Here is a 14,692-nt window from a genome sequence, read left to right on the forward strand (position 1 = left end):
CCTTTTGTATTTATTTACTTCATGTAATACGCCTCTTTTTTTAGACTGTTATATATGGGTATTGATATTTTTTACTACTTTTGAACCAACAAAAAACTAAAAAGACTATGGTATTCAGATTCCTCATTCTATCAGATGAAGTAGATGACTTCAAACGCGAAATCAAGATTGATGCGGAAGCAACTTTCCTTGACCTGCACGATGCCATCCTGAACTCGGTTGGCTACACAAAAGATCAAATGTGCTCTTTCTTTATTTGTGACGACGATTGGAGTAAAAATACAGAAATTACATTAGTAGAAATGGACACCACTTCGGAAGTGGATAACTATATAATGGAGGAAACTCGCCTGGAAGAGTTGCTTGAAGACGAACACCAAAAACTTATGTTCGTTTTCGACTACATGACCGAACGCGCTTTCTTCATGGAACTCCGTGAGATCGAGCCGGGTAAGGATCTCGATAAAGCTGTCATCAGCAAATCGATCGGCCTCCCTCCTGCTCAGACAGTCGACTTCGACCAGTTCGAAGCCAAGAACACGAGTACAGAAATCGGAGAAGATTTCTACGGAGATTCAGAATACGACATCGATGAACTGGATAAGGAAGGTTTCGAAGGCTTAGGCGACGGACCGATGGATAACCCGTACGACGACGAGCGTTTTTAATAGATGAACTCCCTTGTCATATTACTCGGGCCGACAGGAGTCGGAAAAACCGAATTGAGCCTGCGTGTGGCAGAACATTTCGGTTCACCTATTATTTCATCCGACTCCCGTCAGCTCTATAAAGACCTGCCTATCGGTACTGCCGCTCCTACTCCGGAGCAAATGGCAAGAGTCAGACATTACATGGTCGGAACGTTGAACCTGACTGATTATTACAGTGCCAGCAACTTTGAAGAAGACGTTATTTCCCTTTTAAATACACTTCACCAGACAACCCCGACAGTGGTTATGACCGGTGGTTCCATGATGTACATCGATGCCGTATGTAAAGGGATCGATGATATTCCGACTGTCACTCCCGCGATACGGGAAGAAATTTATACCCAGTTCGAGCGTGAAGGATTGGAAAATATTCTGCAGGAATTAAAAGAAGCAGACCCAGTGCATTATGGAGAAGTAGACCGGATGAACTACAAACGGGTTATCCATGCGGTCGAGATTTGCCGTATGACGGGAAAGCCGTATTCTTCTTTCCGCACAAACAGCAAAAAAGAACGTCCGTTCCGGATCATCAAAATAGGATTGACACGTGATCGTGAAGAGTTATACGACCGCATTAACTACCGTGTCGACCAAATGATGGCAGACGGTTTACTGGAAGAGGCCCGTAAAGTATATCCTTTCCGTCATTTAAATTCTCTTAATACCGTCGGTTACAAAGAATTATTCAATTATTTTGACGGCGAATGGTCGCTTGACCTGGCCATCGAAAAAATCAAACGCAACTCCCGCGTCTATGCCCGCAAGCAAATGACCTGGTTCAAGCGCGACGAAGAGATTGAATGGTTCCATCCGGAACAGGAAACAGAGATTATAAACTTCATTGAAGAGACAATATCTTCGTCTCATAATTTGTAAAAGTCAGAAGACTTCACTAAGCACTCCAAAACTACTTATTAAGTAAGCCTCAACTTACTTACCGAGTAACCTCTGAGCTACTTACTAAGTAGACTTTGATTTACTTATCGAGTAAGTCAGAGTTTACTTAGTAAGTAGGTTTAACAATCAATTTCTTTGAAAAGAAAGATTTTGATACAGTACATCCTTAATACTTAAATATTTTTCTTTACTTTTGTAATAATTCCAAGTAGCAACCAAGCGTGGCTTCGAACGGAAGGACATATTAGAAAGCGAAAAGCGTTTACGATATTATTCCTAATTCAGAAAATCGCCAATTTTCAACAACTCTGGAATAATAAACAATAAATGCTTGCGCTCTGTTTGTATACTTATTTGTTATAGGATAAGATTTATACATTATAGAGCGCGGGCTGTTGTTTTATTATCAGAGTTGTGGGTGTTTGGCGATACCTCTGAATTGGATAATTGAATGACAGTTCCCGCGCTTTTCTTATTATTAAACTTAAATTTATGCCTAGCAAAGGGAGCTCAAAGGCAGCTATTAGTGATATGGTAAGAGCTATTATTCTATTTTTATTTTTTACGGTTTACAATTTCACAGGGTATAGCCAAAGTACTTTAGAAATAAGAGTTAACCAACCTGGTACATTATCAGAAAAGTTACCAGAACGTGATGACAGCTATGTTACCCAACTAAAGATTATAGGTAATTTAAATGATCAAGATTTCAATTATTTAAGAACATGGGGATGGTATGATCCAAATGATATTTGCAAAAAATTATATGATCTTGATTTGTCGGAAACAATAGTTGACGAAATACCATCCAGTGCTTTTGCCGGATCAGGCTTACGGAAGGTCAAACTACCCAAAACTGTAAAAACAATATATGATTATGCCTTTGCTACTAATAATTTAATCGATATAGATCTTTCTTTATGCTCTAATTTAACGTCTGTAAGAGCGTGGGCATTTAACAACTGTTCTCGTTTAGGTGTTATTGATTTTAGTGAGTGTATTTCACTAGATGAAATAATAAGTGAAGCTTTTGCAAATTGCAACCAGTTAAAGATATTAATTTTTCCACCAAATATCAAAGATATCCGATTTCAAATTCCAACTTCCAGCAATCTCGAATATATAGAAATACCTTCCTCTATAGAAAATATTTATTTTTATGGAAACAATAACCAACGTTTTTCTCCACAAGTAAAAATAAAGTCATCAACACCACCTTCCTATTCTACAAATAGTGATAATATATCTCCTGTAATTTATGTTCCGTCAGGTACAGAATCCAATTATTTTTCAAAATGGGGACGTGGTGTTAAAGGATATGATCAATCCAAAATAACAAATGTTAAATTAAAGTACAATGAAGGAGGAATTGTAAAAGTTCGAAATAAAATATATCAATCCGGAGAAAATATCAGTGTTGAAGATGGTAGTCTATTCTATGCTTACATAGAACCCAACATTGGTTATCATATAAAAAATATATCCAATATGGCATCTCGTGGTGGAGGTATATATTTATTTGGCAATTTGTATGAAAACAGTGAAAGCACCATCACTTTTGAAGAAGATGATTTGGTTCCTTTTAAAATTAATTATTCAGATGGTGGAATAGTCAAAATAAACGACAACCTCATAAATGCAGGAACTTCAGTAAAAATAGAACCTCTTAAAGATGTAAAAGTTTATATAACTCCAAATGAAGGATATCATTTAATAAATGTCAGATTGGATAATATTGATGTGACAAATCAAGTTAAAGATGGTATATTAACAATTCTTTCTAAATTTTCGAATAAAGAACTTAGTGTTTCATTTGAAAAAGATCCTCCTGTTACTTACACGGTCAAAGTCTCTTGCCTTAGTAACAGTCTTTGGGGAGATGTTATAGTAAACGATACCCAAATAATCGACCAAGAAACTTTTACTGTTGAAGCATTGACAGATCTGTCAATATCAATCATTCCAAAACAGATAAATAATGGCTATTTGAAAGAAGTTAAAATTGGAACAACGGATGTGACAGATCAAGTAAAGGATAATCTCTTAACGATCCACTCAATATCTGAAGATAAAGAGGTTACTGTTTCATTTGGTCAAAACTACAATGTAATAGCTCGTTATTCAGAAGGTGGAACAATAAAAATAAATGGAAACATAGTAAAAAATAGTTCTGCTACCGTTATTTCTCCATCAACTAATGTCCTAATATCTATAATTCCAAATGAAGGTTATCACATAAAACTTTTTGAATTAGGTCCACATTGGGACAAAAGAGAAGATGTGACAAATCAAATAGAAGAAGGAAACTTTATTATTCACTCGATATCAGAAAATAAAATAATGAATGTTATTTTTGAAAAGGATGATTTAATAACCTATTCTGTCAAAGTTTCTTATTCAGGAGAAGGGATTGTAAAAGTTAATAATAAGGAAATCACAAATAATACATCAATAAACATCTTTGAAGAATCAATAGACGTACAAATTTCAATTATCCCGAATAAAGGTTATCATTTAAAGCAAGTAACAGTAGGAAATACCGATATGACTGAAAAAGTCAAAGAAAATCTATTACTACTTCCTGCTATATCTGAAAATAAGGATATTAAAATCACTTTCGAAAAAGATATACCGACAAACTATACTTTTAAAGTATACTATTCAGGAGTTGGATCAGTTAAAATGAATGATAAAATCTGTAGGAATGGAGAATCAATTACCGTTCCTACTACAGACGTAAAGTTTCTTTTTATTCCTGAAGAAGGATATTATTTGAAAGAAGTACAACTTGGAACTACCAATATAACAGATCAGATAGTAAACAACAGCTATATCATTCCTACAGTTTCATCAAACACATCAATATCTGTTACGTTTGAAAAAATTCCGACCTACAAATTAAACATTTCTATATCAGGAGGGGGTAGCATCAAGATTGGGGATAAAGTTATAACACAATCTACTTATATTTCGGATATAAAAAAAGGGAATTCTATTCTTATAGATTTTCTATCTAGTAAATATTATGTTATAAAAAGTGTTACTATTGGAGATCAAGATATTACAAATCAAATAAAAGACGATGTTTATGAAATAAAATCAATAATGTCTGACCTTACGCTAAAAATTGAATATATCCGAAAGCAATACACATTATCTGTAAACATTCAAGGTGCAGATAAAATTCAAATAAATGGAGAAGATATAACAAATGGAAGCTCAATCACCACAAACTCCGGATATAATCGCATTGATATATCTTCTGAATATTATTTAATAAAACAAGTTTTGCTAGATAATGAAATTATAGAAAAAGGACCTAGTGGTTATATAGAAATAAGCATGGATAGTGATAAGAAATTAACTATTATTGCAGAACTACGAGAAAAAAGAGAAGTCTCTCTGACATCAGAAGAGCCAGGGACATTGGCATCACATCTTTCTGAGGAAGACATGAAAATGGTGACAGATCTCAATATAAGTGGAGAAATAGATCAAAGAGATTTTCTTGTATTGAACCAAATGCAATCTTTATATAAATTGAATTTGATAGTAACAATAAGAGAATACAATAATTATCCAGCTAACACAATACCTGAAAATGCTTTTCATAATAATAAAACCATAAAAATGATTGATCTTTCTAATTCAATAGAAGCAATAGGAAAACAAGCATTTTGGGGTTCAGCAATATCTCATATTAAAAAACACGATGAAAACTTGACAAAAATAGGAGAAGAAGCATTTAAAGATTGCCAGTATCTCATTACTATACCTTCTACTTATAATGTCCCTGTTATAGAAAAAAGTACTTTTGAGAATTGCTCTAGTTTATCGGCTTTACCTTCTTTATACAATTTAATAGAGGTGAAAGAATCGGCATTTAGAAATTGTAAGAGCCTGTCTGTAGATTTAGGATCATCTTTAGAGCGTATAGGTAACTATGCTTTTGAAAATGTGAAAGAAATAAATACACTTCCCGTTTTTCAAGGTGAAGCAAAGTTATCATATATAGGTACAGATGCTTTTAAAGGAACTCAAAGTAACCGTTTTGACTTTAGTAACTACCCATATTTACAAGAACTACCAAATTTCGAGGGAAGTTCTAATTTAAACCACATAACATTCCCACCGAACGTAAAAGAAGTTCCTGCCAATACATTTAAAGGTTGTACCTCTTTACAAGAGGTGTATATGAATAATAAAATAGAACGTATCGCAGAAAATGCTTTTTGCGATAGTAACGGTATTTCTTATTTATATGTTCCCGTAAATAACACACCGGAAATTTTCACAAATAGTTTTAGTGAATTCTGTTATATTAATGCTGCACTCATAGTACCGACTGACTACATGTATTTCTATCGCCACCATGCAGTTTGGAGTAAGTTCACTGAGATAAAACATTTAGGGAATGATTCCCATAGGCAAATTAGTGCAACTATTTCGGAGGGAGGACATGTTTTGTCAAAAGCGGAAGAGGATATGTATCCTAATAACACTTTTGATACTGGTAGTTACAATTCTATTTCATACCCAACATCTTCACGTGTAGAGTTTATAGTTGAAATAGACAAAGGATATTCTATCGAATCCATTATCCTAAACGGAGAAGATATTACAAATACACTGGATAACAATAATAAATTCATCATTCCAAATCTAATGGTTGATTCTCACCTGGAGGTCAAATTCAAAAAAGAAGAAGATCCAACTGGCACAGAAACTATACATATCAATAAGCGTATTTATCTTTCCGGTTCTAACCAACTGGTATTTTCCGATTTCAAAATCGGTACTCATGCCATTGTGTTTGATGCCAGCGGACGTATGATTAAACAAATAACAATACGCAATAACATGGAAAGAATCGATTTACCAGGTAGAGGTATTTATTTTGTACGAGTGGAAAATAAATCGACCAAAATCATTCTATAGCTTATAATTTTTCTAATCTCTCTAATAAAAAAAGCAGCCTGTATGTTTACGATCAAAAACATACAGGCTGCTTTTTTCTATAGCTCATAGTCTATACATTATATACTATTTCATAAACACAAAATACACCGCCAGTACCAGACAGACACAAGCCGCCAGATGGTTCCAGTGAAAAGACTCTCCTTTAAATGCAGTGGCACTAAAGATGACGAAGACAATCAGAGTTATAATCTCCTGAATTACTTTTAATTGCATCAAAGTAAACGGACCACCATTGTCTCTGAAACCGATCCTGTTCGCCGGTACCTGCAGGCAATATTCTGCCAAAGCCAATATCCAGCTAAATAAGATCACACCGATAAGAGGCAAATGAGCAAACCAACTGAATTGCTGCTTCATCTTCAAATGACCGTACCAGGCACAAATCATAAAAATATTGGAACCGATCAATAATAGTATTGTATATAACCCTTTCATTTCTTATTTGTTTTTTGAGGTAGATAATCCGTTTGTATATTCGACATGCTGTTCCAAATGCTGTAACGCGCCTCCGGGTTGATAGCCTCCAACCGTGCCAGCACCTCTTTCATATCCGAACGGCTGGAACCCGATTCATAAGGACAGTTCTTGATCTGTTTACGATATCCCTGCCACTCCGCAATACGGATCAGCTCTTTTTCTTCAACCAGGCACATCGGACGAATGATCTCCATATCGAATTTATCCATCTTCAAACGCGGAGGCATCGTCCCGATCGCCCCCTGATGCGTCATGTTCATCAGCAACGTTTCGATGATATCATCCTGATGATGTCCCAAAGCAATCTTGTTACAATTGTGCTTTTTCGCAATATCGAACAAAGCTTTCCGGCGTGTCCAGGAACAAAGGAAACAAGGAGATTTGCGCGTATCGGTAGAAGCATCGAAACTCGTTTCATGAACGACAAAAGGCAATTCATGTTCGTCGGCACAACTTTTCAGATACTCCATATCCGAGCTGTAAGGAATGTTCGTCATGACAATATGCGCCACAACCACCTCAAAACGAGGATGATATATCTTGGAACGCCGTCCCAACAGATCGACAAGAGCCAACGAATCCTTTCCGCCCGACAATCCGATCAGGATACGATCGCCGTTGGCTATCAGGCCATATTCGTAAATAGCCTTTTTCACCTTCTCTTCCACTTTCCTGAACAGGAGCTCTTCTGCAGTCAACTTTGCCATCTCTATTCTTAAATCGGGCACAAAAATAGATATTTATCCAATGAATTGTATGCTTAACTAAAAATATTATTATCTTTGAATCAGTATAATTATATTATAATAAGAGACATGAGCCGGTTATCTAAGAAACTGTTTTACACAATTGGAATTACATTACTTTGCTGCAGCCTGCAAGCACAGAGCCTGGACCAGGCAAAAAAACTATATAATGAAGGTCAATACGCCGAAGCGAAGCCTGCCTTTGAGAAACTGGTGAAACAAGCTCCCAGTAACTCCTCCTATAATCTTTGGTATGGTGTCTGTTGCTATGAGACCGGAGATATTACCGGTGCGGAAAAATATCTGAAAGTAGCAGTCAAACGTAAAGTGCAGGATGCTTACCGTTACCTGGCAGACGTTTATTATCAGACTTACCGTTTCGATGAAGCAGCCGAAATGCTGGAAGATTACATCGACCTGCTGACGAAAAAGAAACAAGATACACAAGCATTCGAAGACAAACTCAGCCTGGCTGAGAATGCCCACCGAATGATGGAAAAAACAGAAAATGTTCAAATCATAGACAGCATTGTTGTCGACAAAGAGGATTTCCTGACAGCCTATACGTTAAGCGAAGAAAGCGGAACACTGGCATCTTTCAAAGACTTCTTTCAAACAAACGAGCCTGTCACCTCCTCTGTGTATATGAACCAGAAAGGCGACAAGATCTATTATGCCCATGCTACGGACAACGACCGCTACTGTCTTTTCACCCAGTCCAAACTGATCGACAAATGGGGAGACGAGAAACAGTTGCCTATGAACATCAACAGCAACGAAGACGACAACTATCCTTTTGTCCTGTCGGATGGCGTTACGATCTATTATGCTTCCAAAGGGAACGGATCGCTCGGAGGGTATGACTTATTCGTGACCCGTTATAACATCAACTCTGACACTTATCTGGCTCCGGAACAGTTGAGCATGCCTTTCAACTCACCGTTCAACGATTACATGATGGTGTATGATGAAACGAAAGAATTGGGATGGTTCGCTTCAGACCGCTTCCAGCCGGAAGACAAAGTTTGCGTCTACCTGTTCATTCCTAACAACGAACACAGCCGCGTGGAAAATGAAGACATCGAAGTGAAACGTGCCCGTGCCGCCATTACCTCCATTCAGGAGTCCTGGAAACCGGGAAGCGATTACACCAGCCTGATCGAACTGGCACATAAAGAAATTCCTTACGGTGAAGCAAAAATCGAAAAAGACTTCGAATTCGTGATAAACAACAGTTTGGTTTATTATAAGCTAGATGAAATAAAAAGTCCCGAAGCGAAAAGCTATTACGAAAAAGTTGTTTCGCTGAACAAACAGATAAAAGAACTGAATGAAAAGCTGGCTGACCTCAGAGCTTCTTATTCTTCCGGGAATAGTGCAAAAAAGGAACAGCTTAAACCTACAATTCTCGAGGCTGAAGAGCAATTGAACAATCTGCTCAGTCAACCTGACGAATTGGAAAAGAAAGCCCGTAACACGGAGATTAATTATTTAAAGAGTAACAGATAACACAACCACAACTATTATGATCTGGGAAATAACCATTATTGTTTTCTTAATGCTGGTAGCCATCGTGCTTATCCTGCTGGAAATATTTTTACTGCCGGGTATAACGATTGCCGGAATCGGAGGATTCCTTTTTGCTGCCGCAGGTGTCATTTACGCTTATTCGGTGGGAGAAATGGCAGGACACATCACTTTATTCCTGTCATTAGTGACTTTCGGTGGTGCATTTGTATGGTTATTACGTTCCCGATCGTTTCACAGGGTAGCCCTGAAAACGGATGTTGACTCGAAGCTGACTTCCAGCCGCGACCTGGGTATCGAACCCGGTGACGAAGGAGTCACACTTTCCCGTCTCGCTCCTATCGGAAAGGCCCGTTTCAAAGGTATTACCGTCGAAGCTAAGTCAATGGACGAACTGATAGACGAGAATACACCGGTTGAAGTTGTCCGTGTCGACGGTTATAATGTTTTGGTTAAGAAAGTAGAACAAACAGATATTCACGCTTAATTATATTTATATGGAAGAATTGAACTATTTGCCTTTTATCCTACTGGGTGCAGCGGTCTTGCTGCTGGCAATTTTCTTTTACTATGTGCCGTTCCTGCTGTGGATCTCGGCCAAAGTTTCGGGTGTAAACATTTCACTGATACAGCTGTTCCTGATGCGTATCCGTAATGTACCTCCTTATGTTATCGCCCGTGCTATGATCGAAGCGCACAAAGCTGGTCTTAAAACGTTGACTCGTGATGAACTGGAAGCGCATTATCTGGCAGGTGGACATGTTGAGAAAGTGGTTCACGCGCTGGTGTCTGCTTCTAAAGCAAACATCGACCTGCCTTTCCAGATGGCTACTGCTATCGACCTGGCCGGTCGTGATGTATTCGAAGCCGTTCAGATGTCGGTTAACCCGAAAGTGATCGACACGCCTCCTGTGACTGCCGTTGCGAAAGATGGTATCCAGCTGATAGCCAAAGCCCGTGTTACCGTTCGCGCCAATATCAAGCAGTTGGTGGGTGGTGCCGGTGAAGAAACGATCCTGGCCCGTGTCGGTGAAGGTATCGTATCATCGATCGGTTCGTCGGAAAGTCATAAGACCGTATTGGAAAATCCGGATTCTATCTCTAAACTGGTATTGCGTAAAGGATTGGATGCCGGTACAGCATTCGAAATCTTGTCTATCGACATCGCGGATATCGATATAGGTAAGAATATCGGTGCCTTCCTGCAGATGGACCAGGCACAGGCTGATAAAAATATCGCCCAGGCTAAGGCAGAGGAACGTCGTGCAATGGCTGTTGCCCTTGAACAGGAAATGAAAGCCAAAGCCCAGGAAGCCCGTGCGAAGGTGATCGAAGCAGAAGCAGAAGTACCAAAAGCTATGGCTGAAGCTTTCCGTTCAGGAAATCTGGGTATTATGGATTATTATAAAATGAAGAACATCGACGCGGACACTTCTATGCGCGAAGCCATAGCAAAGCCTGCCAATGCTCCTTCAAAACCGCTTAAAGACTAAAAAATGAGAGTTATTCCCGAATCCGAATTAATCATAAATGCAGATGGAAGCGCTTTCCATCTGCATCTTAAGCCGGAACAGCTGGCAGACAAAGTGATCCTGGTCGGTGATCCTGACAGGGTTTCAACCGTTGCTTCTTACTTCGACACACAAGAGTGCGAGGTTTCCAGCCGGGAGTTTCATACCATCACAGGAACCTATAAAGGGAAACGTCTTACCGTTGTTTCCCACGGTATCGGTACAGACAATATAGATATCGTACTGAACGAACTGGATGCACTGGCAAACATCGACTTTGCAACACGCACGGTAAAGCCGGCATTCAAACAATTAACCCTGGTACGCGTCGGAACGTCGGGAGGTCTTCAGCCATTCGTTCCTGTGGGTACTTATGTGGCAGCGGAGAAGTCTGTCGGTTTCGACGGGGTTATTTATTTCTATGCAGATACCGAACGTGTCAGGGATACAGCCTTTGAAGCAGCATTGAAAGAACAGCTGGACTGGAAGCTGTCCGGTCTTTCCCCTTATGTCGTTTCAGCCGATCATTCGCTGATAGAACAGATCACCCGCGACGATATCATTCGTGGTGTTACAATTGCAGCCAACGGCTTTTACGGTCCGCAGGGACGTGAGTTGCGTCTGCCGCTTGCCGATCCCAGGTTGAATGAAAAGATTGAAGCTTTCAATTACAACGGACGGCAAATCACCAATTTTGAAATGGAAAGTTCTTCCCTTGCCGGCCTCGCCGCCCTAATGGGACACCGCGCTATGACAGTCTGCTGTATCATAGCAGGCCGTGTGGATAAGAATATGAATACAAACTATAAAGGTTCTTTAACCGGACTGATAGAAACGGTATTGGAACGTATTTGATCCATCAGTCACAACTATTTATCTAAGCGAAAGACGAACGGTATAATTCCGTTTCTTTCGCTTTCTTTATTTGTAACAAACATAAAACAGCTTACGACTGTTTATATAATATAATGTAAAGAATATCATGGAACGGGAGAGAACAATCATTGATACGTTGGAATGGGGTAAAGAGATTTCCAACCGGGAGGAGAAAGAAAAGGTTGCCGATAAGATAGCCTCTATGGTAACAGACAATGATATTATCGGCATAGGCTCAGGGTCGACTGCTTATCTGGCCCTGTTGAAGATTGCCGAACGTATCCGGAACGAGCGACTTCATATCCGGGCAATCCCGACTTCCCAAGAAATAAAAATGACCTGTGCTAAACTCGGCATACCTTTGACTAGCCTTCTGGAGCACAAACCGAACTGGACTTTCGACGGGGCAGACGAAATAGACTTCAATCACAATATGATAAAAGGACGCGGTGGAGCCATGTTCAAAGAAAAACTGCTGATCAGTTCCAGTCCACGGACATTTATTATTGCAGACTCCTCCAAGATGGTTTCGAAATTAGGCTCCCGCTTCCCGGTACCGGTAGAGATATTTCCGGATGCATTGATCCATGTAGATCAGGCATTACGGTCGTTAAGCCCGGTAGAAATAAAACTCCGGATGGCACAAGGCAAAGACGGTCCGGTCATCACCGAAAACGGCAATCTAATACTCGATGTCCGCTTCGACAATATCCCGGACAACCTGGAAAATGCGATCAAATCCATTACCGGCGTGATAGAAAGCGGGCTTTTCATGCATTATGAAGTTCAGATATTAAGTAGCGAGAAACTATAAGCCAGAGTGATCATCTTCCTTTATTCGCCTCGATGAACTCTTTCGGAGTGCAACCATTCTTTTTCAGAAAAGCACGGTAAAAGCTCGTACGGTTAGAAAAGCCTGATTTGAAGACAATCTCATGAATCGTGCATTTAGACTTCAATAGTAAGTTTTCTGCCACCGCGAGTTTTCCGTCATATATAATTTCCTGTAGGCCTTTATCGGTTACCTCTTTTAATTTACGATATAGGCTACGCACGCTCATTCCTAATTCATTGGCGATAAAATCAGGAGATAGCTTCTCGTTCTGTATGTTCTTATTGATAATCGCATGTATTTTCTTTAAAAACTTCCGGTCTTCCGCATGTTGCAGTTTACCCATATCCAATTCATAAGCGCTTAACGGAGAAGCAAAGTAATCTTTCAAATCTTCCTTACGATTCAGATGGCCTCTTATCGTCGTCTTAAGATATTCACTGTCAAAAGGCTTCGTGATATAGAACTCTGCTCCCGCCTGAATCGCTTCTGTCTGTATCTTAATATCGTGTACGGCAGAGATTATGATCAAAGGGATATGGGAGGTACTTTTATCGGATTTCAACAAGGCAGCCAGCGTAATTCCGTCAATTTCTTCCATCATTATATCACATAATATGATATCAGTATGGTTATTAGACAGGATATCAATCGCCTTAGAAGAGTTGTTTATCGGCAATACATTAAAATCAGAAGACAAGAGATCACATATATACCAAAGCATTTCCGGATCATCATCGATTACAGTGACAGTAGGCCGGTCCTCGATATATTTGTATTTTATCGGAGGTAAAACAAATTCAGGAATAAGAGAGTTACTAATCGTACCCATCGCATTATCTTTTTCTGTTTTAGTAACTTGCAACGGAGGCAAATCAACCGTAAAAGTCGTTGTCTCACCGGGAATGCTCCGGGCGTTAATCTTTCCTGAGAGAAGTTTCACCATACCGGCAGTAATGGCTAACCCTAAGCCGTTCCGCTTCCATCCTTTTTGTTTCCCATAGTTATCCAGAACCGTAAATCGGTTAAAGATATGCCCGATATCCTCTTTGCTGATGCCTTTCCCTTTGTTTACTACTAAGATCCTAAGACTTCCGTTCTCCGTTGAAATGTCGACTGTTACCGGTTCTTCATTACTGTATTTTACAGCATTCGATACCAGATTAATCAGAATTGTAGTCAAAAATTTCTCATCGGAATTCCAAAAGATATCCGGTTCATACTGCCTTATCAGACTGATTTCCGAGCCTGACGTGTCGACCTTAAAGGCTTCGATCACCCGGTCTGCAATCTCTGAAACACTCAAGCTGGTTACCTCTGGCCGTTTATAACCAGATTCCATCTGCTTAAAATCCATCAAATCACTGATCAGTAAATTCATACGTTTTGCATTCCGGTTAATGACATGAACGTATTTTATTGTCTGAGGATTTACATTCTTCTGTTCCAGGATCAGTTTACAAGGTCCTGAAATAAGCGTCAGAGGTGTACTGAACTCATGAGCGATATCCGTAAAGAAGTCAAGTTTGGACTCATATAAGCGTTCTCTCAGTTCGGCTTCAGCCTTTGCCGTATTTACTTTTTTCAACTCCAGGATCAAAGACTCAAATTTCCTCTTATTATACTCAGCACGTATAAGTGTATAATAAAACAACAGGATAGGAAGACAAGCTATCACGGAAACCAGATAGTTCATAAAATAATCCGGTGCATTTAACAGCCGATGTGTATAGAAAACATAGACGATTATGCCTAATACGAAATAGAATGTCCACAAAAGATACTCTTTCAAAAGACCGCTGTAAAATTTATCATAATATATTTCCTTCTCTATGTAGGCATGCATCCGCCAGTTTCCATAATAGAATAATGGAATAGCAATGATCAGTTCCTTCAGGTGTTGAATCGGTATCACCTCCATATTACCCAATGAGAAGTCAATCACCCAATGTATCGATTGCTGACAAACAATAGCCAAAAGAGCCGGTAAAATCCATTTCCGTATATCAGGCATAAAGTTGAGTATCATATTTTCTACGCATCATATTTTCTGCAAATGTATATAAATATCAGACTACAAAATGTAACAGGGAGTGACATTTGTGTTACTATTTGCGCCAAGGCATATATCATAAA

Annotated in this window: 11 protein-coding genes; 8 read left to right on the top strand and 3 right to left on the bottom strand. The window is 39.1% G+C overall.

The genetic code is table 11. The features are described 5' to 3' along the window. The first annotated feature begins 107 nt into the window (after positions 1 to 107). The 3 genes from DXD68_RS14660 to DXD68_RS14670 all read left to right on the top strand — a co-directional run bounded on the left by DXD68_RS14660 (position 108) and on the right by DXD68_RS14670 (position 6,545). Positions 108 to 668, top strand: coding sequence for an IS1096 element passenger TnpR family protein (locus tag DXD68_RS14660; protein WP_122362309.1), 561 nt, complete (start codon positions 108 to 110; stop codon positions 666 to 668). Positions 669 to 671: 3 nt separating this feature from the next. Further along, positions 672 to 1,586 carry a tRNA (adenosine(37)-N6)-dimethylallyltransferase MiaA gene (gene miaA / locus DXD68_RS14665; RefSeq protein ID WP_122362310.1) on the top strand — a complete coding sequence of 305 codons (915 nt, stop codon included), beginning with the start codon at positions 672 to 674 and terminating at the stop codon, positions 1,584 to 1,586. A 513-nt stretch (positions 1,587 to 2,099) separates the two neighbouring features. Continuing rightward, positions 2,100 to 6,545, top strand: coding sequence for a leucine-rich repeat domain-containing protein (locus tag DXD68_RS14670; RefSeq protein WP_122362311.1), 4,446 nt, complete (start codon positions 2,100 to 2,102; stop codon positions 6,543 to 6,545). A 105-nt stretch (positions 6,546 to 6,650) separates the two neighbouring features. On the opposite strand, the gene DXD68_RS14675 is transcribed toward DXD68_RS14670, so the two are convergent. Both DXD68_RS14675 and DXD68_RS14680 read right to left on the bottom strand, forming a co-directional pair. After that, positions 6,651 to 7,022 carry a DMT family protein gene (locus DXD68_RS14675; RefSeq protein WP_122362312.1) on the bottom strand — a complete coding sequence of 124 codons (372 nt, stop codon included), beginning with the start codon at positions 7,020 to 7,022 and terminating at the stop codon, positions 6,651 to 6,653. Continuing rightward, positions 7,019 to 7,771, bottom strand: a complete 753-nt coding sequence (locus DXD68_RS14680; protein WP_122362313.1) for an ATP-binding protein — start codon at positions 7,769 to 7,771, stop codon at positions 7,019 to 7,021. Before DXD68_RS14680 ends, DXD68_RS14675 begins: the two co-directional genes overlap by 4 nt. Positions 7,772 to 7,879: 108 nt before the next feature. Here DXD68_RS14680 and DXD68_RS14685 point away from each other — a divergent pair, with 108 nt between their 5' ends. From DXD68_RS14685 to rpiA, 5 genes are all read left to right on the top strand, one after another. Continuing rightward, the gene (locus DXD68_RS14685; RefSeq protein ID WP_122362314.1) at positions 7,880 to 9,319 is read left to right on the top strand and encodes a tetratricopeptide repeat protein; all 1,440 of its coding nucleotides are present in this window, start codon (positions 7,880 to 7,882) and stop codon (positions 9,317 to 9,319) included. Between the two features lie 16 nt (positions 9,320 to 9,335). After that, positions 9,336 to 9,824, top strand: coding sequence for an NfeD family protein (locus DXD68_RS14690; protein WP_122362315.1), 489 nt, complete (start codon positions 9,336 to 9,338; stop codon positions 9,822 to 9,824). Positions 9,825 to 9,834: 10 nt separating this feature from the next. After that, positions 9,835 to 10,830 (top strand): flotillin-like protein FloA, encoded by a 996-nt coding sequence (floA, locus tag DXD68_RS14695; protein WP_028727014.1) that lies wholly within the window; start codon positions 9,835 to 9,837, stop codon positions 10,828 to 10,830. Positions 10,831 to 10,833: 3 nt separating this feature from the next. Continuing rightward, complete coding sequence (locus tag DXD68_RS14700) at positions 10,834 to 11,703, top strand: nucleoside phosphorylase (protein WP_122362316.1); 870 nt, start codon at positions 10,834 to 10,836, stop codon at positions 11,701 to 11,703. A 127-nt stretch (positions 11,704 to 11,830) separates the two neighbouring features. Continuing rightward, complete coding sequence (rpiA, locus tag DXD68_RS14705) at positions 11,831 to 12,538, top strand: ribose 5-phosphate isomerase A (protein WP_122362317.1); 708 nt, start codon at positions 11,831 to 11,833, stop codon at positions 12,536 to 12,538. 10 nt (positions 12,539 to 12,548) lie between these two features. On the opposite strand, the gene DXD68_RS14710 is transcribed toward rpiA, so the two are convergent. Then, on the bottom strand, positions 12,549 to 14,585 hold the full coding sequence (locus DXD68_RS14710; protein ID WP_122362318.1) for an ATP-binding protein: 2,037 nt from the start codon (positions 14,583 to 14,585) through the stop codon (positions 12,549 to 12,551). Positions 14,586 to 14,692: the final 107 nt, after the last annotated feature.

The organism is Parabacteroides sp. TM07-1AC (assembly GCF_003480915.1).
GTDB classification, from domain to species: domain Bacteria; phylum Bacteroidota; class Bacteroidia; order Bacteroidales; family Tannerellaceae; genus Parabacteroides; species Parabacteroides chongii.

Excerpts from the sequence above, each read along its gene's own strand:
- DXD68_RS14670 (WP_122362311.1), top strand. The coding sequence starts at position 2,100 with ATGCCTAGCAAAGGGAGCTCAAAGGCAGCTATTAGTGATATGGTAAGA.
- DXD68_RS14660 (WP_122362309.1), top strand. The coding sequence starts at position 108 with ATGGTATTCAGATTCCTCATTCTATCAGATGAAGTAGATGACTTCAAA.
- DXD68_RS14690 (WP_122362315.1), top strand. The coding sequence starts at position 9,336 with ATGATCTGGGAAATAACCATTATTGTTTTCTTAATGCTGGTAGCCATC.
- floA (WP_028727014.1), top strand. The coding sequence starts at position 9,835 with ATGGAAGAATTGAACTATTTGCCTTTTATCCTACTGGGTGCAGCGGTC.
- DXD68_RS14680 (WP_122362313.1), bottom strand. The coding sequence starts at position 7,771 with ATGGCAAAGTTGACTGCAGAAGAGCTCCTGTTCAGGAAAGTGGAAGAG.
- DXD68_RS14675 (WP_122362312.1), bottom strand. The coding sequence starts at position 7,022 with ATGAAAGGGTTATATACAATACTATTATTGATCGGTTCCAATATTTTT.
- DXD68_RS14685 (WP_122362314.1), top strand. The coding sequence starts at position 7,880 with ATGAGCCGGTTATCTAAGAAACTGTTTTACACAATTGGAATTACATTA.
- rpiA (WP_122362317.1), top strand. The coding sequence starts at position 11,831 with ATGGAACGGGAGAGAACAATCATTGATACGTTGGAATGGGGTAAAGAG.
- miaA (WP_122362310.1), top strand. The coding sequence starts at position 672 with ATGAACTCCCTTGTCATATTACTCGGGCCGACAGGAGTCGGAAAAACC.
- DXD68_RS14710 (WP_122362318.1), bottom strand. The coding sequence starts at position 14,585 with ATGATACTCAACTTTATGCCTGATATACGGAAATGGATTTTACCGGCT.
- DXD68_RS14700 (WP_122362316.1), top strand. The coding sequence starts at position 10,834 with ATGAGAGTTATTCCCGAATCCGAATTAATCATAAATGCAGATGGAAGC.